Here is a 22,872-nt window from a genome sequence, read left to right as displayed (position 1 = left end):
GGGGCGTTCGGGTACGGGCAGAAGCATGGCCGGGGCGACGTGAGGAATTGCTGAGGGCGGTGGGGAGCCGGGCCCGGCACGGCGACGTTCAGGCCCGGTCGCCGGGGCGGCGGCAGGTGGCGGGGTCCGGGGCGGGGGTGGCTTCGCAGAGGTAGCCGCGGTCGGCGGCGCTGCCGCTGAGGTACCGGCCGGAGCATTGCCCGCCGCCGTGGTCGGTGCAGAAGTCGAGTGCCTCGTAGCCGTCGGCGAAGCTGCCGGGGGCCCGTACGATCCAGTAACCCGGGGGCAGCGAAGGCCAGTTGTCGCTGTCGAGCAGGGTGGCGCCGGGCACCTGCCGCTGGAGCGCCGTGAGTTCCCGGTCCCGCCGGTCTGGGCCCGCGGTGTGCGGGATCCGGGCCAGTTGGGCGATCCAGCCGTCTCCTCCGGTGCTCGGCGGTCGGGCGTCGGCGTTGGTGTCACTGGTGGTGTCGGCCTCGCTGTCGGCTTCGGCCGCGGTGGGCGCGGGACCGTGCCGGAGGGCGGGCAGGGTGACCGCGGCGGCGGACGCGAGAGCCGCGCCCGTCACGGCCGCGAGCACGAGAGACAGCCGGCGGCGCCCGCGCCGGCGCCCGCGCGGGGCCGCCGGGGTGGGGGCCGGGGCCGGGAGCTCGGCGGCCGCCTCGGCCGGTCCCTCGACGAGCGTCGGGGTCGGCTGACGGGTGATCGTGATCGTGCGCGCCTCGCTCTCGGCGACGGCGGCCAGCAGGCCGGCGAGCCGGGTCGCGGAGGGGCGGTCCTCCGGCCTGCGGGCCAGCAGGGCGCCGATCACCTCGGCGAGCGCTCCCGCCTCGGCCGGCGGCGCCGGGATGGGCAGGTCGCAGACGGCCAGGAGGGTCTGCCACACCGAGTCGCGGCGGACCGGGTTGTCGCCGTCGACGCACACGTACAGCAGCATGCCCAGGGACCACAGGTCGGAGGCCGGGCCGACGGCGCCGCCGCAGATCCGTTCCGGGGCCATGTACTCCGGGGATCCGACGATGTCGCCGGGGGCGGTGAGTGTCTGCCATCCCTGCAGGGCCGCGATTCCGAAGTCGGTGAGCGCGGCGGTGCCGTCCTGGCGGATGAGGACGTTTCCCGGCTTGACGTCCCGGTGCAGGACTCCGGCCGCGTGCGCGGCCTGCAGGGCGCCGAGGAGGTCCAGGCCGATGCGGGCGGCCCGGACGGGACCGAGCCGGCCGTCCCGCAGGACGGCGTCCAGGGAACGGCCGGTCACCAGTTCCATCACCAGCCACGGGCAGGGCTCCTGGTCGAGTACCTCGTGGACGGTGACCACGTTCGGGTGCTTCACCCTGGCGAGGGCGCGCGCCTCCCGCAGGACCCGCGCCCGCGTGTGGACGGCCCGGCTCGGGTCCTCCTCGGCGGAGGAGTCCGTGGGGGAGTCCGTGGGGGAGCCCGTGGCGGAGACCGCGGGGGAGCCGATGGGGGAGCGCATCTCCTTCACCGCGACCTCGCGTTCGAGGAGCAGGTCGTGGGCGCGCCACACCGTGCCCATGCCGCCGGCACCCAACCGCGCCAGGAGTTCGAACCGTCCGGCCACCAGATCGCCGACGGAGTGTGCCCTTACCTGGGTCATGTGTCCGATTTCCTGCCGTGCCCCTCCTCTCCCCGTCCCGAAGGGCCGGAGGGGCACGGTCCATGCTCGCTGCTCGCTGTGCGGGGACTGCGGGCAGTGTGGCCGGGCCAAGCTGAGGAATCGGTGAGGGCCGGCCCGTCCCGGGAGGTCAGGGCTGCCTCCGGACCGGAGACCGGGTCAGGGCGTCAGGGCTGCTTCTGGACCGGGAGGCGCAGCAGGAAGCGGGCGCCGCCGCGGGTGCCGCGCTCCACGGCGAGCGAGCCGCCGTGCGCGTGCGCGACCCAGGCGGCGATCGACAGCCCGAGGCCGCTGGAGCCGGCGCCGCTGCGGAAGCGCTCGAACAGCGACTTCGCCTGTTCGGGCGGAACACCGGGGCCGGCGTCGTCCACCGCGACGGTGCCGTCCGCGCCGACGGTGACCTCGACGTCGGCCGGTTCGCCCGGGGAGTGCCCGTGGGCGAGCGCGTTGCCCAGCAGGTTGGCGACGGCCCGGCGCAGCAGGGACGCGTCGGCGAGCACGACCACCGGCTCGGCCCGGACGGTCACCCGGTGCCCCTCGGCCGGGGTGTCGGCCACGACCGCGTCGACCAGCTGGTCGAGCCGGAGCGGCTCCCGGTCCAGCGGGACGGCACCGGCCATCAGCCGGGCGCGGGTCAGCAGGTCGTCCACCAGTTCGCTCATCCGGGTGGACTGGCGCAGGGTGCGGCGCAGCACCTCCCGGCCGTCCGCCTCGCCGCGCAGCCCGGTCTCGGCGAGCAGCCGCATGGAGGTGACGGGGGTGCGCAGGTCGTGGGCGGCGTCGGCGAAGAACGCCTCCTGCTGGTCGAGCGCGGTCAGCGCCGGCCGGACGGCCCGCCCGGCGAGCCAGTGGCCGGCCAGGGCCGACACCGCGACCAGGACGGCGCACGCGACGCCGAGGAGTACGGTCAGCCGCTCGTGGTCGTCCAGGTTGCCGGAGGTGTCCACGGCCGCGACCACCACGCCGTCGGCGTTCTCCGCGGCCGGGCCGGTGAAGGCCTGGGCGGACAGCCGCAGCCGGTGGCCGTTCGCCGCGGTGACGGTGGCCCGGACGAGGTCCCCGTCCCGGCCGGCCGCTTCGGCGACCGCCTGGAGGGCCGGTCCGGGGACGGCCAGGCACGGCCGGTGCGGGCCGGCCAGGGGAGTCACCTGGCCACCGGTGCCGGTGAACAGGGTCACCGGGGGACAGTCGTAGACGCCCTCCTTCGGATCCGGGTACTCCAGCGCGCCCTGCTCGTCGTAGCGCAGGTCGGCGGAGAACTCGCTGGTCCTGAGCTTGAGATCGGCGTCCACCTGGGCGCGCCAGGACGAGTCGTCGGCGTGCACCGCGATGACGGCCATGCCGACCAGGCCCGCGGCGCTGACGAGGGCGAACAGCAGGGTGATCCGCCGCCGCAGCCGGCGGATCCGGCCCGCCGGGGTCGGGGGCCTGCGCCCCCGCTGCCCCCTGCGCGGCCCGTCCCGTCTCACGGCTGCTCCTCCAGCCGGTAGCCGACCCCGCGCACGGTGTGGATCAGCGGCGGCTCGCCGAGCTTGCGGCGCAGCTGCGACACCAGCACCTCGACCACGTTGGAGTTGGGCTCGGTCAGCTCGTCCCAGCAGCGCTCGACGAGCTCGCTGCGCCGCACCGCCTCCGCGGGGCGGGCGGCGAGCGTCTCCAGGACGGCGAACTCCTTGGTGGTGAGCGACAGCAGGACGCCGTCGCGGTGCACCGTACGGCGGGCCGTGTCGATCTCCAGCCCGCCGCAGCGCACCACGGGCGGCCGGGCGACGGCGGTGCGCCGGCACAGGTTCCGTACCCGGGCCACGAGTTCGGGCACGGCGAAGGGCTTGACCAGGTAGTCGTCGCCGCCGGTGGCGAAGCCCTCGACCCGGTCGGCGACGGTGTCGCGGGCGGTGAGGAACAGCACCGGCACCGTCCGGCCGTCCGCGCGCATCCGCTGCACGTAGGCCGCGGAGTCGCCGGAGGGCAGCATCCGGTCGAAGACCACGCAGTCGTAGGCGGTCACGAACAACGCCTCGTCCGCGGCCGGCAGGTCCCCGGCCTCGTCGACGGCCAGGCCGCTGCCGCGCAGAGCCGCGGCCACGGCGAACCGCAGGTCATCGTCGTCCTCGACCACCAGTACGCGCATGCCGGCCAGGATAGCCGTGACCTGCGGCGGAGCCGTCGGCCGCGGCGACGGGGCGCCTCCCCCTCCGTGGGGGACCGGGGAGGCGCCGCCGTCGACCGCGAACAGCATCACAGGGGGAACCTGAGGATTCGATGAGGCGGGTGAGGCGTGCCGCCGGGCGCTTCGCCGGGAGCGCCGTCGTGAGCGCCGAGGTGAGCGCCGAGGTGAGCGCCCTCGTCCGGCGCGGGAGGGCAGTGCTGTGCCACCAGCCGGTGGTGCCGTACCACCCGCAGGCGCTCGCAGACCACGCCGGCCGGGCTGACGCCCGCGTCCGCGACGAGCTGGGCCGCCGTCGCCGCCCCGGTGGCCAGGACCGTCACCAGGGCCGCCGCCGGGACGACGGACGACCAGCCGGCCCTGCCGAGAAGGGATTTCCGCACCGTCCAGCTCCGCCCGTTCGCACCGTTCTGCTGTGGGAGGAGCTTGGCCGGGGCCGGATGAGGATTCGATGATGACGCCCTCGGGCGCGTGGACCACGGGACGAGCCGTCCGCCGGTCCCCGTGCTGTCCACCGGACCGGCTTGGCCGTAGGTTGGCCCGATGACGGCCGAGTTCGAGACCTGCGAGACCTACGAGACCTTCGCGCGCACCGCCACCGGCTTCACCCCCTACCCCTACCAGTCGGCGCTGGCCGCCGAGGGACTGCCCACTCTGCTGGAGGCGCCCACCGGGGCCGGCAAGACGGTGGCCGCCGTGCTGCCGTGGCTGTACCGGCGGCTGATCGCCGCGCCGGGGGCCACGCCCCGCCGGCTGGTGTACGTGCTGCCCCGGCACAGCCTCGCCGACCAGGCCGTCGACCGGATCGGGGAGTGGCTGGCGCGCCTGGGCCGCGCGGACGAGGTCGGGTTGCACCTGCTCGCGGGCGCCGCGGCGCAGGAGGGCGGCTGGCTGCGGCGCCCCGAGCGCAGCGCGATCCTGGTCGGCACCCACGACATGGTGCTCAGCCGGGCGTTGATGCGCGGCTACGCGGACGCGCCGACGATGGCGCCGGTCTCGTACGCGCTGCTGCACACCGACGCCCAGTGGGTGTTCGACGAGGCGCGCCTGCTCGGGCCCGGTCTGGCCACCGGTGTGCAACTCCAGTGTCTACGAGACGATTTGGGGACGGCTGCGGCGACCGGGACGATGTGGATGTCGTCGGTCCGGGGGCCGGGCGGTCTCGGCGGGAGGACGGTGCGCGCGCCGGACACGACCGGGACGGTGCGGCGCATCGGCCGTCTCGACCTTCCGCCGGGGCGCTACGTCACCGCCCTCGCCGAGGCCGTCACCGCCGCGCACGTGCCGGGCACCCGGACCGTCGTGGTGCTCGACTCCCCAGGACGGGCCCGGGCCGTGCACGCCGCCCTGGCCGCCCGGAGGTGCGAGGCACTGCTGCTGCACCCGCACTTCCGGCGCGCCGACCTCGACCGTGCCCTGGCCGCCGCCGAGGGCGCGCGCGACCTCGTCCTCGTCGCCACCCCCGCCCTGGAGGCCGGGCTCGACCTCTCCAGCCGCACCCTGGTCACCGAACTCGCGCCCTGGGCCTCGCTCGTGCAGCGCGCCGGCCGCTGCAACCGCCACGGCGAGCACCCGGACGGGGGCGACCTGCTGTGGTGCACGCCCCCCGAGGGCGGTGACGCGGCCACCGCGCGCTGGCTGACCGCCCACGAGGGCCGGGCCGTCACCCCCGGCGAGCTGCTGACGGCCGACGTCGACGCGCCGGCCGCGGCGCCCGTACAGCCCGTACCGCTTGCGCCGCCCGGGCCGGGGCGGGAGGACGTCCTGGCCCTCTTCGACTCGCCCGCCGACGACACCGCCGGGGACACCGCCGGGGTGGACCACTGGATCCGCGACCCGGCGCAGGCCGACTCGCTCCCGGCCCTGGTCGCCTGGCGCGCCTGGGACCGCGCCGAGCCCGGCGAGGACGAGCCGGACCCGAGCGGCGCCGAACTCTGCCCGGTGCCGCTCGGCGAGCTCCGGCGGCTTCCCGCCGGGCGGGCCTGGCTGCGCGACACCCTGGACCGCCGCTGGCGCCCCGCGCGGCCGGAGGACCTGCGGCCCGGCGTCCGGCTGCTCCTGGACGCCCGCACCGGCGGCTACCTCCCGGACCGCGGCTGGACCCCGGCGAGTCCGGCCCCGGTGGCTTGCGAGGCCGCCGTCCCCGGGCGGCCGGCCTACGGCTGCACTGCCTGGGTCGGCCTCGACCAGCACCTCCAGGAGACCGCGCAGGAGGCGGAGTCGCTGCTCGCCGCGCTGCCCGCGCTCCCCACCGGCCTGCGGGAGGCCGTGGTCGAGGCGGCCCGCTTCCACGACCTCGGCAAGTGCCACGACGCCTTCCAGGAGAAGCTGCGGGCCGGCCGCACCGACCCACCCGGCGGCCTGCTCGCCAAGTCCAGGAACGGCGCCGACCCCCTGCCGCCCTACCACTCGCCGCGCCCCTACCTGCGGCACGAGCTCGTCAGCGCCCTGCTGCTCTGGGAGGGCGGTCACCACCCGCTCGTGACGTACCTCGCCGCCGCCCACCACGGCCAGGTCCGGCTCACCGTGCGCCCGCGCGGCGACGAGGCCCCACTGCTGCTCGGCGTCGCGGACGGGGACCGCACCCCGCCGATCCGGCTGTCCACCGGCGAGCACTTCCCCGCCCGGACCCTGCGCACCGCCGCCTTCCCGGCGGCCTGGACCGAACGGGCCCTGTCCCTGCGCGACGCCCCCGGTCTCGGCCCGTTCCGCCTCGCCTTCCTCGAAACCCTGGTCCGCGTCGCCGACTGGCGCGCCAGCGCCCGCCACGACGGGCCCCTGGCGCCGGCCTCCCCGGCGACGGCCCCGGCCGGGTAGGACGAGACCCGCCCCCGTGCGACCGCTGTGCGGCCGTAACGGGAGCGGGGCTCGGGGTGGCCGGCTGAGGCCCGCCGCTCACGTTCCGCTGCGGCACCCCCCCCGCGACTTCGTGCCCTCCCGGACGTCCTCAGGTCACTCCGCCGCCAGCCGGGGCGTGCGGGGCGGCTCCGTGCGCCGGTTGCCGGTGGCCTCGAAGGCGGCGGCGAGGGCGAGCAGGGCGTTGTCGTCGTAGGCGCGGCCCGCGAACGTCAGCCCGACGGGCATGCCGGTGTCGGTCATGGTGCCCATGGGCACGGTCACCGTGGGGATGCCGAGGTGACGGGGCACCAGGTTGCCGTTCGCGACCCAGACGCCGTTGCGCCAGCCGAGGTCGGCGGAGGCCTCGTTCACGTCCATGTCCGCGGGGCCGACGTCGGCGACCGCGGGGAACACCACGGCGTCCAGGCCGAGTCCGTCCATCCACAGCTCCAGGTCGACCCGGCGGGTCTCCTCCAGGCCGCGCAGTCCCTCCTCCAGGTGGGGCATGTCGGTGAAGGACGCGTACGGGCGCTCGCGGACGAAGCGCGGGTAGTCGCCGATCGTGTCGTCGAAGCCGGCGTAGCGGTCGGGGAGTTCGCCCGGGTGCTTGGGGAAGATGCGGTCGCCGTCGACCTCGGTCAGGGTGGTGAGCGCGGGGTCGCCGTTGGCGCGCAGGAAGTCGTCCCAGGCCCAGGCGGACAGGTCCTCGATCTCGACGGTGAGGAAGTCGGCGCCGACCAGGCCGCGGGTGGACAGCGAGGGCGCGCCGGGGCGGTCGGACTCGTAGTTCGACACGACGGGGAAGTCGACCTCGACCACCTCGGCGCCGGCCGCCTCCAGGTCGCGGCGAGCCGCCTCCCACCGGGCGATCACCGAGGGGCGGGTGTCGATCCGCTGCCCGGTCTGGCCGCCGATGCCGCCGCCGGGGTTCGTCCCGGCGTCCGGGTCGGCGTTGATGTACATCCTGGGGACGCCGACGCGCTTTCCGGCGAGGGCGGCCCGCGCCGCCGCGGCGTCGGCGGGGGCGAGTGCGGGGTACGAGGCGGGACGCACCTGGGAGGGGGCGGGCAGCGGGATCCACGGCTGCGCCCGCCACAGGTCCCCGCGGGTCTCCGGGTCGTCGGCCACGACGACGTCGAGCAGTTCGAACAGGTCGGCCATGCTGCGGGTGTGCGGGACGACGACGTCCATGGTCGGGACGAGCGGCCAGTTGCCGCGCACCGAGATCACGCCGCGGCTGGGGGTGTAGGCGCACAGCGCGTTGTACGACGCGGGTGCCCGGCCCGAGGACCAGGTCTCCTCGCCGAGGCCGAAGGCCCCGAAGGACGCCGCGGTCGCGGTGCCCGAGCCGTTGGAGGAGCCGGAGCCGTAGGCGCTGGTGAGCCAGTCGGCGCTGTACGGGCTCTCCGCGCGGCCGTACACGCCGCGCTGCATACCGCCGTTCGCCATCGGCGGCATGTTGGTCAGGCCGATGAGGACGGCCCCGCCCGCGCGCAGCCGCTCGATGGCGAAGGCGTCGCGCTGGGCGACGAGGTGTTCGAACGCCGGGGAACCGGCCGCCGCCGTCAGGCCCTTGGCGAGGTAGCTGTCCTTCGCGGTGTACGGGATGCCGTCCAGCGGGCCGAGCGTCTCGCCGCGCGCGCGGCGCGCGTCGGAGGCCTCCGCCTCGGCGCGGGCGTCCGGGTTCATCACGACCATCGCGTTGAGCGCGGTGGCGGTGCCGGGCCGGTCGTACGCGTCGATCCGCGCGAGGTACGCGTCGAGCAGGTCGACCGAGGTGGTCTCGCCCTTCTCCAGCGCCGCGCGCAGGTCGGCGATACAGGTCTCCACAACGTCGAATCCGCGCGTCATGCGGGTGCCTCCTGAGGGGGGGTGGGTCGGACAGGCGGGTGGGTCGGACAAGCGGAGTCACTGGGCGTCGGGACCGCGCTCACGCGGCCTTCGGGCTCCAATCGCACTGTCTAGATTTTCAGTCTAGACTACGGATCTAGATCCCCAGACGCGAGGTGAGGCCATGCCGACGCCAGAGACCGAGCCCGCCCGGCCCCAGCCACTCCGCTCGCCGGACGGCACGACCGGGCTCGCGCCGAACGCGGAGCCCGGTGCCACCCCGCAGCCGGCCCTGGCCTCGGCCGACCGGAAGCGCCAGCCCAGCGGCGACGAAGCGCGGGGACGGGCGATGCGGGCCGCGATCAGCGCCATCGCCGAGAAGGGCCCCGCCGCCGTGCGGATGTCGGACATCGCCGCGCGGGCCGGGATGAGCACCGGGCACATCCTGTACCACTTCGGCAAGAAGGACCGCCTCCTGCTCGAAGTCCTCGCATGGAGCGAAGCGGACCTCCTGGCCCGGTTCCAGCAGGCCGCGGACCAGGCCGCCTCCCCCTCCGAGAAGCTGGCCCTGTTCGTCCGCTTCTACCTGCCCCGCCACCAGGGTGACGAGCGCTACGCGCTGTGGACGCACGTGCTCGCCCAGCACCACGACGACGCCGGCCGGCAGCTCCTCACCGCGCTCTCCGACGCGTGGGAGGAGCGTCTGGAAGCCATCCTCCTCGAAGGCCGGGCCCTGGGGCGGTTCGCCGACGTGGACCCGACCGAGTTCGTCATCAGGGCCGTGGCCATGCTCAACGGGCTCTCCGGGGACGTGATGTTCGGACGCCCGCGCTGGCAGCACGCCTCCGCGGACGCGTTCGCCCTCTCCGCCCTCGAACGCGAACTGCGGCCGACCGGCGAGGTGTGACGAGCCGTCTCGCTGTCGTCCGCCGATCCGATGGGCGGGGCCTTCGCGCGGGAAGCGGACGAGCGGTGCGGTGAGGCAGCGGCCGAAGACGGCCCACGGCGGCAACCGCCGTGGGCCGTCTTCGGCCGTGCTCACCTGTCCGGCATGGGGAGGGCGGCCGCGGGGCGGCAGGCGGTCAGGCGCCGGTGCGGCGGTCGAGGCCGTCGAGCAGGAGCCGCAGGCCGTACTCGAAGCGGTCGTCCGGGGTGTGGGCGGCCCAGTGGCGGATCGCCGTACCGATGGCCGGGTAGTCGCCGGTGGCGGCGGCGTCCGGGGTCGGGGTGCGGTCGGTGGTGGCGAACTGGTGCTCGCGGCTCTGTTCCTCGATGACGTGACCGAGGACGTAGTCCTGGACGGTGAAGAAGGCCAGCGCGGTCTCCGTCTCCGGCACCCCGGCGGCGGCGAGGGTCTGGACGGCGACCTCGCCGAAGCGGAGGGTGTTGGGTCGGCGTACGTAGGTGCCGGACAGGACGCGGGCGCCGTCGCGGCGGGTGAGCAGGGCGCGCCGCAGGCGCCGGGCGAGTTCGGCGGTCCGCTCGCGCGGCGGCAGTGCGAGGTCGACGTCGGCGACGCCGCTCATGATCTCCTCGGCGATGGCCTCCAGCAGGGCCTGCTTGTCGCGGTAGTGCCAGTACAGGGCGCTGGGGCCGACGCCCAGGGACGTGGCGAGGCGGCGCATGGTGAGCCCGTCCAGGCCGTCCTGGTCGAGCAGGCCGAGGGCTCCGGCGAGCACGTCCTCGCGGTGCAGGCGCACGCGGATCTCCTTGCTGGGAAGGCGGGTTGGGCCGGCTTCCGGACCATGGCCACCCGCGTTGACACGCCGTTGAGCCTACCCTAACCTGAACACCGTTCTACTAGAACACTGTTCAGGTTAGGAGTCGACATGCCCCTGCCCTCCTCCGCCGGCGACCCCGCCGCACCACCTCCGCCCGCCGCGCCGCCGCCCGCCGGCCCGCCACCGCCCGGGCCACCGCGCCTGCTGCGGCCCGGCCTCCCCGTCGCGGCGGCCGTGGCGATCGCCTGCACCGCGTCGTTCATGGTCGTGACGGACGGCGCCATCGTGAACGTGGCCCTGCCCGCGATGAGCGCCGACCTCGGACTCGGATCCGCCGCCGCCCGCTGGGTGGTGGACGCCTACCTGCTGGTGCTCGGCGGCTTCACCCTGCTCGCGGCCCGCGCCGGCGACCTCTTCGGCCGCCGGGCCACCCTCCGGGCGGGCCTGGTGCTGTTCACCGCCGCCAGCGCCCTCGGCGGACTCGCCGACAACGGCCCGGCCCTGATCGCCGCCCGCGCCGCCCAGGGCCTGGGGGCCTCGGCACTGGCGACCTCGACCCTCGGGGTCGTCCTCGCCGCCACCGCCGACCGGCCACACCTGCGCCGACGCGCCATGTCGGCCTGGGCGGCGTCGAGTTCGTCGGCCGCCGCACTCGGCGTGCTGCTCGGCGGTGTCCTCACCGAACACGCCGGCTGGCGCTGGGTGATGTACGTCAACATGCCCATCGGCATCGCACTGCTGACCGCCGTCCACCTCTGCCTGCGGCCCGCCGACGTCCGCGGCTCCCTGGGCCGCCTCGACCTGCCGGGGGCCCTCGTCTCGACCACCGGCGTCGGACTGCTCCTGTTCGGCCTCACCCGCGGCGGTGAGCGCGGCTGGACGTCCCCCACCACCCTCGCCACCCTCACCGCCGCGGCCCTGCTGCTCACCGTCTTCGTCCGCGTCGAGGCGCGCAGCGCGAACCCGCTGGTCCGCTTGCCGGTCTTCCGCCTGCCCGGCGTCACCACCGGGAACCTCGTCGTCCTCCTGCTCGGTTCGAGCCTGACGGCGTCGCTCTTCCTCGTCTCCCAGCTGATGCAGCAGGTCCTCGGCTACTCCGCCCAGCAGACCGGACTGGCGATGCTGCCGATGGGCGTGTGCCTGGCCGCGGCCGCGCTGATCTCCCGCCGCCTGCTGGACGCCGGGGCGCGCCGACTGCCGCTGTACGGGGGCACCGTCGCGGCGGCCGGACTGCTGTGGCTCGCCGCCCTGCCGGCCGACCCCCGCTACACCGCCGACCTGCTCGGCCCGCTGCTGCTGACCGGATCCGGCCTCGGCCTGATGCTGATGTCCGCCACCACGGCGGCCACCGCCGCCGTCCCGCCCGCCGAGGCCGGCCTCGCCTCGGGCCTGCTCAACACCTCCCGCCAACTCGGCGGCGCCCTCGGCCTCGCCCTGCTCGGCGCCATCGCCCAGTCCGTCACCGGCGGCACGGCCGACACCGCGGCTTCCGCGGCTTCCGGTACGGCCACCGCCACCGCCCTCCTGCACGGCTCCCGCGCGGCGCTGCTCGCCGCCGCGGCCCTCAGCCTGCTGGGCGCGCTCACCTCCCTGCTCCTGCCGGGCCGCACCGGTAGCCGTTCCTGAACCCGCCTCAACACCACCCCGGAAAAGAGCCCATGCACACCGGCAAGCACTACCCCGTCCTCGTCGTCGGCGGCGGCATCGTCGGCCTGACCGCCTCCCTCGCCCTCTCCCACCACGGCGTGCCCTCCCTCCTGGTCGAAGCCCACCCCGCGACCCACGACCACCCGCGCGCCCGCAGCCTCAACGCCCGCGCGATGGAGATCTACCGCGAACTCGGGGTGGCGGACGCCGTCCGCGAGGCCGGCGCCCCACTGGCCCGCGCCGAAGGGCTCCACCGCGGCCCCGACCTCGCCACCGCCCTCGCCGACGTCCCGCGCCGACCGAACCCGGGGGACCGGCCCGCGAGCATCTTCGCCCCCGCCGCGATGGCCCGCTGGAGCCCGGCCACCGGCCGTCGCGCGACCCTCGACGCCGTCGAACCCGTCCTGCTCGCGGCGGCCCGCCGCCGACCGGCCGAGATCCGCTTCGGCACGCTGCGCACCGGCCTGCGCCACGGCGGCGACCACCTCGCCGTCGACCTGACGGAGCTGGCCACCGGCGCCACCGAGACCGTCACCGCCGACTACCTGATCGCCGCCGACGGCGCCGGCGGCGCGCTGCGCCACGAACTCGGCGTCTCCTCGACGTACGGCCCGAGCCACGGGCACCAGCTCAACATCCTGTTCCGCGCCGACCTCGAACAGCTCGTCCGGGACAGGGAGTTCAGCGTCGTCCTGATCGCACGCCCCGGCGTACGAGGCATGCTCACCGCCATCGACGCCCGCACCCGCTGGGCCTTCCACCTGCGCTACGACCCGGCCGTCGAAAGCCCCGCCGATTACCCGCCCGAGCGGTGCGAGCAGATCCTGCGGGACGTCCTCGGGGTGCCCGGCGCCGAGCCCGAGGTGGTCAGCGTCCTGCCCTGGGAGGCCCGCGAACGCACCCTCGACCGGCTGCGCGCCGGCCGGGTGTTCTTCGCCGGCGACGCGGCCCACCAGATGCCCCCGGCCGGCGCCCGCGGCGCCAGTACCGGCATCGCCGACGTCCACAACCTCGTCTGGAAGCTCGGCGCCGTCCTCGGCGGCCGCGCGGACGAGACCCTGCTGGACACCTACCAGGACGAGCGCCACCCCGCGGCCGTCCACGCCGTCGCCGCCTCGGGCGCCAACGCCCGGGCCATGACCCCCGGCAGCCCCACACCCGACCCCGACTGGACCACCCCCGCCGCGCACGGCCTCGGCGAGCGCTACCGCTCCACCGCCGTCCTCACCGGCGCGGCGGACCCGGCGGACCCCGTCGCCACCGACCTCGACGGCAGCCCCGGCACCCGCCTCCCGCACGCCTGGACCGACCCCGCCCGGACGCGCTCCACCCTCGACCTGCCCGCCGGGGACTGGATCCTCCTCGGCCCACCCGCCTGGCACCGCCCCGCCGACACCGCCGGCCTGCGCCACGCCGACCCCGGACCCGAGTTCGCCGCCCTCACCGGCACCGCCCCCGACGGCGCCGTCCTCGTCCGCCTCGACGGCCACATCGCCTGGCGCTCCACCGGCCGGGCGGCCGCCGACGGGACGACCACCGACCCGACGACCACCGGCCCCGCGGACCCGGCCGCGGCCCTCGACGCCGCCCTGCGCCGGCTGCCGCTCCGCGCCCGCCGCACCACCGACCACCGGGCACCCGCGCCCACGGGTCCCGAGGTCCACCCGTAGCCGTCGGGTCCTCGGCGCGGAGCCAGGGAAAATCGCCCTCGGTCACGGCCCGTCACCGCTACCCTGCGTCCATGACCGAGGCACCCCGTCCCGTACGCGTCCGATTCGCCCCGAGCCCCACCGGCATGTTCCACGTCGGCCCCGACGCCGCCGAGCGCCTCGGCTGACGGAACGGCCCGCGCACCGATGTCCCCAATCCCTGTCGCGGTGTGCGGCGGATCTGGGAGACTCCGTCGGGTGGCACGGTGCGCGGCCACTGTCGGTCGGTGGCAGGGGAGTTCGGATGGAACCGGTGGTCCTGGTCTCCCTGGTCGTCCTGGTGCTGGCGGTCACGGTCTCGGTGAGGTCGGCGCGTCGGCGGGCGAAGCGTCGACGGCACGCGGAGCAGGAGCACGCCGGCCTCCTCGCGGCGCCGCGGCACGCTCCGGGCGTCGGCCCACCGCCCGTGTTCGGGGCAGCCCCGCCCGCCCACCGGCCCGTACAAAGTGCTTCGCCCGCCCCGCCCGCCCTGGGCAGTCTCGGGCGGTTCCGGCTGACGGCGCGGCTGGGCCAGGGCGGCATGGGCACGGTCTACCTGGGCCTGACGCCCGGCGGTCGCCCGGTCGCCGTCAAGGTCATCAACCCCGAGCTCGCCGTCGACCCCGGCTTCCGGCGGCGCTTCGCCCGGGAGGTCGAGGCGGCCCGCACGGTCGGTGGGTTCCACACGGCCCCCGTGGTCGACGCGGACCCGCACGGGGATCCGCCGTGGCTGGCCACCGAGTACATCCCGGGCCCGTCGCTGCAGGAGGTCCTCCAGCGGCACGGCGCGGTGCCCGTACGGACCCTGCACGCGCTCGCGGCCGGCATCGCCGAGGCGCTGGCCGAGATCCACGGGAGCGGGGTGATCCACCGCGACCTCAAGCCGAGCAACGTCATCGTCTCCGGGACGGGCCCGCGGCTGATCGACTTCGGCATCGCCCAGCTCGCCGACGGCACCCAGCTCACCTCCACCGGCTTCGTCATCGGGACACCGGGGTTCGTCGCACCCGAGCAGCTCTCCGGCGCACCGGTCACCTCGGCCGTCGACCTGTACGCCTTCGGCATGGTGCTCTGCCACGCCGCCGGCGCCGCGCCCTTCCCCCAGGGCACGTCGCTGGAGTCGGCCCTGGGCATGCTCCCCACCCAGCTGGCCGGGATCATCGCGCGCTGCCTCGACCACGACCCCGGCCGCCGGCCCACCGCGTCCGACGTCCTCCGGCAGCTCTCCGGGGTCCAGGCCCCGGTCGACGACTGGCTGCCGCCGCCGGTACGGACGATGGTCGACGGACACCACCTGCCCGGGGCCTGAGCCCGGAGGAGCCGCTGCTTCGCACAACCGACGAGGTGGGGCGCGGTGGCGCGCGGCGTCATTCCCGCGTCTCCCGGGGCATTCCGGCGTCACGAGATCATGAACTCCTCCGTCGACAGCGCACGCCGCACGATCCGCACGTCGCCGATCCAGCCGTGGAGGATCTTGTCCAGCACGCCGGCGTACTCGTACCCGCCGAGCATCCACGGCCGCCCGAGGGCGGTGAGGCCGACCGCCGGGGTCGACGGGTTGCGGGCCACCTCGCAGCCGTCCACGTACATCCGGTTGAGCCGGCCGTCGTTGACGACGGCGACGTGCCACCAGTGGTCCAGCGGCAGCTGGTGGCCCCAGCAGGTCGAGGCGCCGGTCTGGTTGAGCGGGTAGACGCACCACTGCAGGGCGGGTGCGTCGGAGAGGCTGAGGGTGACGACCGGCTCCTGCGGGTCGGTCGAGTCGCCGCTCTTGCCCGCCTCGCCGCTCATGCCCCAGCGGCTCAGCAGTGCCGACCACGCGTTCTGCCCCGGGGACCAGTCGGCGGGCAGCTTGAAGAACGCCTCGACGGTGTAACCGCGCTCGAAGGTCTCGCGGTTGACGGGCGCGGTGGGCACGGTCTCGAGGTACGCGCCGACCGGCGGCTTGTTACGGCTGTCGAAGAGCAGGCTGCCGTGGCCGGGCTGGTCCGGGTGGTGGTCGGACGACCAGGTGAGCGCGGTGTCGGGCGCGCCCGGGGTGGCCTGGCGGACCAGGTCGTTGCCCTGCCCGCTGAGGTCCCGGACGACCTGCCGGTCCGGGAGCCCGGTGCCGGCCTTGCCGCCGTTGTCGAAGCGCCAGTAGGCGAGGGTGTCGCGGACGAGCAGGTCACTCGCGGGACGGGCCGGGCGGCGCGGGGCGGGGGCGAAGCCGGCGAAGCGCTGCTCGAAGTCGATCGGGATCGAGAACCGGTCGACGTCGGAGGTCAGTTCGGCCTCCTGGGCGGCGAGGGCGTTGCGCTCCTCGGCGGCCGTCTCCAGGATCCAGGGCGAGAACGTCGACACGTCGACGGTGTTCCGGTCGAGGTCGAACCGGTAGCTGCGGATCATCGCCGCGCCGCCGTAGTAGCGGTCCTGGTAGTTGGTGATGTGGACGTGGACGTCGTGCCCGGCCTTGTTCTTGAGGACGGTGCGGCCGGGCGGCCAGTAGTGCCCGTTGACGGTGAGGAACACCTGGTCGTTGCCGCTGACGAGCTTGTCCCAGAGGCGGTGCCCGTAGTCGGAGAGCGTCGCCTTGCCGCTGTCGTCCGCGTACGCCAGCTCGTGGGTGGTGAGGATGACCGGCAGCTTCGGGTTCGCGGCGATCATCCTGTTGGCCCAGGCGAAGCCCGCGTCCGACAGGCGCCAGTCCAGCGAGAGGACCATCCACTCGCGGCCGGCCGCCTTGAAGACGTGGCAGGTGTTGTACCCGTCGGGGCTGGAGGCCCGGTAGCCGGGCGTGCGGGCGGCCCGCGCCGGGGAGAAGGTCTGCAGGTACGGGGTGCTGCCCCGCTGGTCGTCGGTCGAGGACCGGACGTCGTGGTTGCCCGCGAGCACGCCGTACGCGGCGCCGGCGTCGTCCAGCATGGCGAAGGACTTCGTCACGGCGGCGTACTCGGTGGGCAGTCCGTGCTCGGTGACATCGCCGAGGTGGGCGAGGAAGACGATGTTGTCGTCCCCGCCACCCTCGCGGTTCGTCCCGCCGTCGAGGACGTAGCGGAAGGACGCCTCCAGCGGGGCGGGGTGGATCCGGTCCTCGTCGAACAGGTACTGGGTGTCCGGCATGACGACGAAGGTGAACCGCCGGCTGTCGGGATCGGGCTCCCAGCCGTTCCGGCGGGTGCGGTCCCGGGGAGGCTTGGGTGCGTCGGCCGCCGCCTCTGCCGGACCGGCCGCGCCGAACACGCCGAGCCCCGCCGCGCTCACCCCGGCCCCCAACAGCCCGGCCCCGCGCAGGAACCGCCGCCGGCTCGCCGCCGCCGTCCCGTGCCCGTCGAGGTCCGCGGTACGGGGGCAGGCACACGCGTCGGACGGGTGGAATTCGTGCATGATCGCTCCAAAGCGAGTGGGGTGTCCCCAGACGCTAGGAACCGAACCTTGTCGCAGGTCATCCAGGTGGTCACGCGGTGCTGAACAGTGGCCGAATGCCGTCGTCCCGGCACGCCCCGGGACGACGGGCGACAAGGCTGCCGGACGGTCAGCGCACCGGCAGGGTCAGGGTGGCCGGGTCGGCGGCGGAGGAGCCGAAGGTGACCCGGGAGCCGAGCGGGGTCTCCCCGCCGTACAGGGCGTCCCGGGTGCCCAGCACCAGGGCCAGGTGGTGGCCGGCCGGCAGGTCGTACGCCGTGGTGAAGAGCGGGAGGTCCAGGGGGAAGGGCTGTCCGGGGGTCCGCCCGGACCAGCTCCGCGGGGCGTGCGAGACCAGCCGGCCGATGCCGAGCGCGTCCACGTCGTAGAGGTAGGCGACGACCGTGCCCTGCGGGGCCGTCGAGGTGACCGTGGTGTGCACCCGGGCGGCGCCGCGCAGCGACAGGCCCTGCGGGTAGGGCTGCGACTGGCGGACGACGGCGGCCGGGCGGGCCAGCAGCGGGACGACCACGGTGGGCGGCTGGTGCACGGTCTGGTCGACCAGCCCGGACAGCAGGGCGAGGCCGCCGCTCGCGCCGGAGGGGGTGTCGCCGAGTACGGTGGTCCGCCAGTCCGCGTCGGCCGGACCGACGGCCGGACCGCCGGGGGCGGCCGCGAGGCCGTCGGCGCCGATCGCGAGCCGCTCGGTCCGGGAGCTGACGGACTGCCAGTCGGGGTGGCTCTCGGTCGTGCCGGAGGGGCGGACGTCGAGCTGGACCGGCTGGGTGCGGGTGTCCGCGGCCGGGTCGCCCTTGACGTACCGGTCGAGCCAGCGGCGCGCGCTGTTCCAGGTGGCGTTGTCCAGGCCGAGCAGTCCGGTGAACTCCTGGCTGGCGTGGTCGCCCGGGCGCAGTTCGAGGCGCTTGGGGCCGGTCAGCCGCTGGTAGAAGTCGGTGACCTGGCTGGGGTTGAAGAAGCTGTCGCCCCAGGCGTTGGCCATCAGGACGGCGGTGCCGTTGGCGTTGATCCGGTCGAGCCGGCGGGCGGGGGAGCGGGCGTCGGCCCAGTCGACGACCCCGGGCAGGTCGCGGTCGGCGAACAGGTCGTCCAGGACCCGCGCGAACTCGGGGCTCTTGCGGCCGGTCGGCGCCTGGATGCCGGCGAGCACGGCCGCCGCCTGGAGGTGCCGGGTCTGCCCGCTGTAGAGCGAGTCGGTGAGGTCGGCCCAGCCGCTGAGCGAGGCGACGGCCTTGATCCGCGGGTCGGCGGCGGCGCCGAGCAGGGTCAGGCCGCCGCCCAGCGAGAGCCCGACCATGCCGATCCGGTCCGGGTCGGCGGGGGTGTGCGCGAGCGCCCAGTCGATCACCGTGGAGATGTCCGCGACGTCCTTGGGCCCGGCGACGTCGACCTCCCCGCCGGAGCCCCAGAAGCCCCGCACCGTGTAGGTGACGACGACGTACCCCTCGGCGGCGAGCGCCCGGCCCTGCGCGACGTACTCCAGGTCGTTCTGTCCCCAGCTGGCCGGCTGCACCACCAGCGGGTAGCGCCCGCGCGGATCGGCCCACGGCGTCCCGGCGGCCGGGGTGAACACGTCGGCCTTGAGAACGACGCCGTCCTTCGCCGGGATGTCGGCCAGCCGGAACGACCCGGCCCCCACCGAAGCCGCGGGCGACGCGTCCGCGACGGCGGGCCGGGCGACGGCGGCCCCGCCGAGGACGAGGGCCGCCGCGAGGACGGCGCTCGCCGTCCGGCGTCCACGGCTGGGGGTGGGTCGTTCCATCACGTGCTCCATCTGTGCTCGAACCGCTCGACTGCCGGAGCCTAGCGAGCTGATGAAGCCGCAGAGGAGATGATGATCAGCCAAATTACCGGCCAGTAGCAAAGAGTGGAGTGGCGATACCCCTCCGTCCGGAGCCCGCCCGTCAGCCCGTCAGCCCGTCCGCCCGTTCGCCGGACGTATCATCAAGATCGTTGTGATACGGGGGGAGTGGGGATGTGGACGAGTGTGTCCGCGGCCGACGTGCCGGTCGAGGACAGGTTCGAGTGGTTCACCGAGACGGTGTCCACGGATCTGATGCCCGTGGCGATCGACACCGAGCGGGCGGGGGACTTCGACGCCTGGCTGGGGGAGCTCGACCTGGGGACGGCCAAGCTGTCGGCGTACGAGTTCTCGCCGCTGCGGTCGCGCCGCACCCCGGCCCACATCAGGCGCGGGGATCCCGAGCAGTACCAGCTCGCCCTGGTCGAGGTCAGCGCGATGAGGACCTGCCAGTTCGGGCGGGAGTCCGGGCCGGTCGTCGACGGTTTCGTCCTCACCAACACCTCGGCTCCGTTGGCCTGCGACAACAGCGGTGACGACCGCCCGACCCGGGTGGTCATGCTGCAGATCCCGAGGTCGGAACTGGCGCTCCGGGCCGAGCGGGCCGACCGGCTGGTGGTCGCCGGGCTGCCCCGGACCGGGCTCGGCGCCGTGATGGCCGACTTCATGACCAGCGTGCGCGACAACGGCCCGGACTGCCGGCCCGAGGAGCTCCCGGTGCTCGGGCGGGTGGCCCTCGACCTGGCCACGGCCTACCTGGCGGACCAGCTCGGCGCCCTCGCGGCCACCGGGCCCGAGGTGCGCGCCCGCGCCGCCCTGGAACAGGCCAAGACCTTCATCGAACGCAACCTCGGCGACCCGGAACTCACCCCCGGCGTGGTCGCCGCCCGCCTCAACGTCTCGCTGCGCAGCCTCTACGCGCTGTTCCGGGACGAGCCCGAGGGCGTCGCGGCCCTCATCCGGCGCCGCCGGCTGGAGCGCTGCCGCGACGACCTCGCCCGCCCCGAGCTGCGCGACCTGCCGGTCCAGACGATCGCCGTCCGCTCCGGCTTCACCAGTCCGACCGTCTTCGGCCGCGCCTTCCGTCAGGAGTTCGGGCGCACGCCCACCGAGCACCGCCGGCGCGCCCTGGGCACGGACGGTGCACGCGGAGTCGAGCGATCGCGCACGCAAGGTCGACCGGGGTCGAAGGAACGGCCCTAGATTCTCCTGGCGTCGGCAGCGCCGAAGCGACGTCCGTACCGGGTGCCCACCGTACGGGCGGCCGCCGGCTGCCTGCGATCGGGAACGCGAACGGGAGCGGATGTGAAGGTACTTGTGCTGGGGTCCACCGGCTACGTCGGATCGGCGGTGGCGCGGCGGCTGACGGCGGACGGCCACCAGGTGGTCCACTTCGTACGGGACGCGGGCCGGTTCGCGCCCGAGGTGCCGGTACGGGTGGGCGACCTGGCCGACCCGGACTCGCTGCGGGCCGCCGTCACCGACGACATCGACGCCGTCCTGAACCTCGCCACCCCGACCGGCGACGAGGCGGTGGACGCGGCGGCCGCGGACGCGCTGACCGGTGAACTCCACGGCAGCGGCCGGGCGTTCGTCTACGCCAGCGGCGTGTGGGTGCTCGGCGCCACCGGCGCGGAGGCGGTCGACGAGGACGCGCCGGTGAACGCGATCCCCATCGTCGGCCACCGCCCGCGGATCGAGCGGCGGGTACTGGCGAGCACCGGGAACGAGGTGCGGGCCGTCGTGGTGCGGCCCGGCATCGTGTACGGCCGCGGCGGCGGCATCCCCGGCCTGATGACCGGCTGGGCGCGCGAGCACGGCACGGGCCGCTACGTCGGTTCGGCGGCGACCTGCTGGCCGATGGTGCACGTGGACGACCTCGCCGACCTGTTCGCGCTGACCCTGACCAAGGCCGAGGCCGGCAGCGTGCTGCACGGCGTGGCCCACCGGGCGGTGCCGGTCGCCGCCCTGGCCGCGGCCGCCGACGTCGCCGCGGGCGGCACCGGCCGGGCCGAGCCCTGGCCGGTGGAGCGGGCCGCCGAGGCGGTGGGCGCGCCGTTCGCCGAGGCCCTGGCCCTCCATCAGGTGGTCGCCGGCCGCCGAGCCGTCACCGAACTCGGCTGGCGGCCCGTCCGCCCGCACCCGCTGACCGACCTCACCGACCAGACCGACCTGACCGACGCCGCCGGAGGCGACCGTGGCTGACCCCAATGACCCCAATGACCCCAGCGGCCTCGATGGCCCCAGCAGCCTCAGTGACCGCACCGAACTCGCGGGCCTCACCCTGCCCGTCTGCCGCACCTGCGGTACCCAGTACGCCGCCCCGCGCCCCGACTGCCCGGTCTGCCTGGACGAGCGCCAGTACGTCAGGCCCGACGGCCAGCGGTGGACCAGCCTGGCCGAGCTGCGGGAGGAGGGCCACCAGGGCCGCTTCGAGGAACAGGGCCCCGGCGTCCTCGGCATCGGCTGCACCCCCTCCTTCGCCATCGGCCAGCGCGCACTGCTGCTGCGCACCCCCTCCGGCAACGTGCTGTGGGACTGCGTCCCCTACCTCGACGACGCGATGATCGAGGAGGTGCGGGCGCTCGGCGGCATCAGCGCGATCGCCGTCAGCCACCCGCACTTCTACTCCGCCATGGTCGACTGGGCCCACGCCTTCGACGCCCCCGTCCACCTGCACGAGGCCGACCGCCGGTGGGTCGCCCGCCCCGACCCCGCCATCCGGTTCTGGAACGGACGGACCCACCGGCTCACCGACGAACTGACGCTGATCAACCCGGGCGTGCACTTCCCCGGCAGCACGGTCATGCACGACAGCACCGGCGAGGGCGCGCTGTTCAGCGGCGACGTCGTCAACGTCTGCCCGGACCGCCGCTGGGTCAGCATCATGTACAGCTACGCCAACCACATCCCGGAGCGCCCCGACGCGGTGCGCGCCGCCGGCGAACTGCTCGGCGGCTACCGCTTCGAGCGGATCTACGGCGCCTGGTGGGACGGCGTCGTCGCCGCCGACGGCAACGGGGTCCTGGCCCGCTCGGTCGAACGCTACCTCCGCTTCGAACAGGGACGGCCGGCGGAAGCCCACTCCTGACGACCACTGGACTCCGTGTCCCGTCCGCCCGGCACAGGGGACCGGGCGGCCGGGGCACGGAGTCCGGCCCGGTTGTAGTTGAAATGTGATCTATTTTGGCTCGGGAGGTGTGCAGGCGGTGATCTGATGGCGCAATGACCTACGCGTACCCGCCGCCGGCCGCCGCTCCCGCCCGCCCGTGGTGGCGTCGACCCGCGGTGATCGTCATCGCCCTGCTCTTCGTGCCGCCCATCGGTCTGGCGCTGGTGTGGACCTCGCTCTGGCAGCGGCCCGTGAAGATCGCGGTCAGCGTGATCGGCGGGATCTACTGCCTGATCTGGCTGGCGGCAGTCCTGGCGGACCCGAAGCCCAACCCCGGCACCTCGGCCCAGCCGGCCGCGGCCACCGCGACGCCCGCCGCGGCGATGGCGCCGGTCCCGACGCTCACGCCGACCCCGACGCCCACCCCGACGCCCACGCCCACCCCGACGCCCACGCCGACCCCGACCCCGACTCCGCCCCCCGTGCTGCCCCCGGCGCCGACGCCCACCCCGGCCGCGCCGACCGCCGTCTACTTCGAGAACTGCACGGCGGCCGAGAAGGCCGGAGCGGCCCCGCTGCACCGCGGCGACGCGGGCTACCGCCCGGATCTCGACGCGGACGGCGACGGCGTCGCCTGCGAACCCCACTCCGGCAAGAGCTCCACCGGCGGCTCGACGAGCGGAGGGTCCACGAGCGGGGGCTCGACGACCGGTGGCTCGGGTGGGTCCACGACCGGCGGCACGACCTCGGGCGGCTCCACCAGCGGCTCCACCAGCGCTGGCACCGGCGGCGGTTCGTCCTCCGGCGGCGGCGCGGCGTACTACGCCAACTGCGCCGCGGCCCGCGCGGCCGGGGCGGCCCCGCTGCACCGGGGCGACGCGGGCTACCGCCCGGCACTCGACCGCGACGGCGACGGCGTCGCCTGCGAGTGACCGCACGACGCACCAGCGGCCCGGCGGCGCTCTCGCCGCCGGGCCGTCTCATGTGCTGATGACGGGCTTCAACGACGGAGTGGGACGTCGGATCCGCTGACTTC

Annotated in this window: 18 protein-coding genes; 10 read left to right on the top strand and 8 right to left on the bottom strand. The window is 75.2% G+C overall.

Translation table 11 applies throughout. The features are described 5' to 3' along the window. Positions 1-88: 88 nt before the first annotated feature. The 4 genes from IE332_RS27925 to IE332_RS27910 all read right to left on the bottom strand — a co-directional run bounded on the left by IE332_RS27925 (position 89) and on the right by IE332_RS27910 (position 4,180). Positions 89-1,612: a serine/threonine-protein kinase gene (locus tag IE332_RS27925; RefSeq protein ID WP_189921600.1), complete on the bottom strand. Its 1,524-nt coding sequence runs from the start codon at positions 1,610-1,612 to the stop codon at positions 89-91. Positions 1,613-1,797: 185 nt separating this feature from the next. Further along, on the bottom strand, positions 1,798-3,099 hold the full coding sequence (locus IE332_RS27920) for a sensor histidine kinase (protein WP_229928963.1): 1,302 nt from the start codon (positions 3,097-3,099) through the stop codon (positions 1,798-1,800). Then, the gene (locus tag IE332_RS27915) at positions 3,096-3,761 is read right to left on the bottom strand and encodes a response regulator transcription factor (RefSeq protein WP_189921598.1); all 666 of its coding nucleotides are present in this window, start codon (positions 3,759-3,761) and stop codon (positions 3,096-3,098) included. Before IE332_RS27915 ends, IE332_RS27920 begins: the two co-directional genes overlap by 4 nt. Positions 3,762-3,868: 107 nt before the next feature. Beyond that, complete coding sequence (locus IE332_RS27910; RefSeq protein WP_189921596.1) at positions 3,869-4,180, bottom strand: hypothetical protein; 312 nt, start codon at positions 4,178-4,180, stop codon at positions 3,869-3,871. A 160-nt stretch (positions 4,181-4,340) separates the two neighbouring features. On the opposite strand from IE332_RS27910, the gene cas3g reads away from it, so the two are divergent. Beyond that, entirely contained in the window at positions 4,341-6,614 is a 2,274-nt protein-coding gene (cas3g, locus tag IE332_RS27905) for a type I-G CRISPR-associated helicase/endonuclease Cas3g (protein ID WP_189921594.1), read from the top strand. Positions 6,615-6,749: 135 nt separating this feature from the next. On the opposite strand, the gene IE332_RS27900 is transcribed toward cas3g, so the two are convergent. Next, positions 6,750-8,486: an amidase gene (locus IE332_RS27900; protein WP_189921592.1), complete on the bottom strand. Its 1,737-nt coding sequence runs from the start codon at positions 8,484-8,486 to the stop codon at positions 6,750-6,752. A 163-nt stretch (positions 8,487-8,649) separates the two neighbouring features. On the opposite strand from IE332_RS27900, the gene IE332_RS27895 reads away from it, so the two are divergent. Beyond that, positions 8,650-9,372, top strand: coding sequence for a TetR/AcrR family transcriptional regulator (locus IE332_RS27895; RefSeq protein WP_189921590.1), 723 nt, complete (start codon positions 8,650-8,652; stop codon positions 9,370-9,372). 175 nt (positions 9,373-9,547) lie between these two features. Here IE332_RS27895 and IE332_RS27890 read toward each other — a convergent pair whose 3' ends face one another. Beyond that, complete coding sequence (locus tag IE332_RS27890; protein ID WP_189921588.1) at positions 9,548-10,165, bottom strand: TetR/AcrR family transcriptional regulator C-terminal domain-containing protein; 618 nt, start codon at positions 10,163-10,165, stop codon at positions 9,548-9,550. A gap of 129 nt (positions 10,166-10,294) precedes the next feature. Between IE332_RS27890 and IE332_RS27885 the strand changes: the two genes are divergently transcribed. From IE332_RS27885 to IE332_RS27875, 4 genes are all read left to right on the top strand, one after another. Next, on the top strand, positions 10,295-11,812 hold the full coding sequence (locus IE332_RS27885; RefSeq protein WP_189921586.1) for a DHA2 family efflux MFS transporter permease subunit: 1,518 nt from the start codon (positions 10,295-10,297) through the stop codon (positions 11,810-11,812). A gap of 32 nt (positions 11,813-11,844) precedes the next feature. Further along, entirely contained in the window at positions 11,845-13,503 is a 1,659-nt protein-coding gene (locus IE332_RS27880; protein ID WP_189921584.1) for an FAD-dependent monooxygenase, read from the top strand. 71 nt (positions 13,504-13,574) lie between these two features. After that, positions 13,575-13,670, top strand: coding sequence for a glutamate--tRNA ligase family protein (locus tag IE332_RS41255; protein WP_229928962.1), 96 nt, complete (start codon positions 13,575-13,577; stop codon positions 13,668-13,670). A gap of 116 nt (positions 13,671-13,786) precedes the next feature. Continuing rightward, positions 13,787-14,830, top strand: a complete 1,044-nt coding sequence (locus tag IE332_RS27875; RefSeq protein WP_189921582.1) for a serine/threonine-protein kinase — start codon at positions 13,787-13,789, stop codon at positions 14,828-14,830. A gap of 89 nt (positions 14,831-14,919) precedes the next feature. Here IE332_RS27875 and IE332_RS27870 read toward each other — a convergent pair whose 3' ends face one another. Together IE332_RS27870 and IE332_RS27865 are read right to left on the bottom strand one after the other, a co-directional pair. Next, on the bottom strand, positions 14,920-16,887 hold the full coding sequence (locus IE332_RS27870; protein WP_189921580.1) for a LamG-like jellyroll fold domain-containing protein: 1,968 nt from the start codon (positions 16,885-16,887) through the stop codon (positions 14,920-14,922). 148 nt (positions 16,888-17,035) lie between these two features. After that, positions 17,036-18,685, bottom strand: coding sequence for a CocE/NonD family hydrolase (locus IE332_RS27865; protein WP_189921578.1), 1,650 nt, complete (start codon positions 18,683-18,685; stop codon positions 17,036-17,038). 213 nt (positions 18,686-18,898) lie between these two features. Here IE332_RS27865 and IE332_RS27860 point away from each other — a divergent pair, with 213 nt between their 5' ends. The 4 genes from IE332_RS27860 to IE332_RS42265 all read left to right on the top strand — a co-directional run bounded on the left by IE332_RS27860 (position 18,899) and on the right by IE332_RS42265 (position 22,768). Continuing rightward, entirely contained in the window at positions 18,899-19,927 is a 1,029-nt protein-coding gene (locus IE332_RS27860) for a helix-turn-helix domain-containing protein (RefSeq protein WP_189921577.1), read from the top strand. Between the two features lie 102 nt (positions 19,928-20,029). Further along, positions 20,030-20,929: an NAD-dependent epimerase/dehydratase family protein gene (locus IE332_RS27855; RefSeq protein ID WP_189921576.1), complete on the top strand. Its 900-nt coding sequence runs from the start codon at positions 20,030-20,032 to the stop codon at positions 20,927-20,929. Next, positions 20,922-21,815, top strand: a complete 894-nt coding sequence (locus IE332_RS27850; RefSeq protein WP_189921574.1) for an MBL fold metallo-hydrolase — start codon at positions 20,922-20,924, stop codon at positions 21,813-21,815. The genes IE332_RS27855 and IE332_RS27850 overlap by 8 nt, the downstream gene beginning before the upstream one ends. A gap of 134 nt (positions 21,816-21,949) precedes the next feature. Further along, a complete protein-coding gene (locus IE332_RS42265) occupies positions 21,950-22,768 on the top strand; it encodes an excalibur calcium-binding domain-containing protein (RefSeq protein WP_308437608.1) in 819 nt (272 codons plus the stop codon). The last annotated feature ends 104 nt before the right edge of the window (positions 22,769-22,872 follow it).

The organism is Kitasatospora xanthocidica, from assembly GCF_014656195.1.
Lineage (GTDB): Bacteria > Actinomycetota > Actinomycetes > Streptomycetales > Streptomycetaceae > Kitasatospora > Kitasatospora xanthocidica.
The sequence above is the reverse complement of the archived record's forward strand: the minus strand, read 5'-3'. Positions and strand labels throughout refer to the sequence as shown.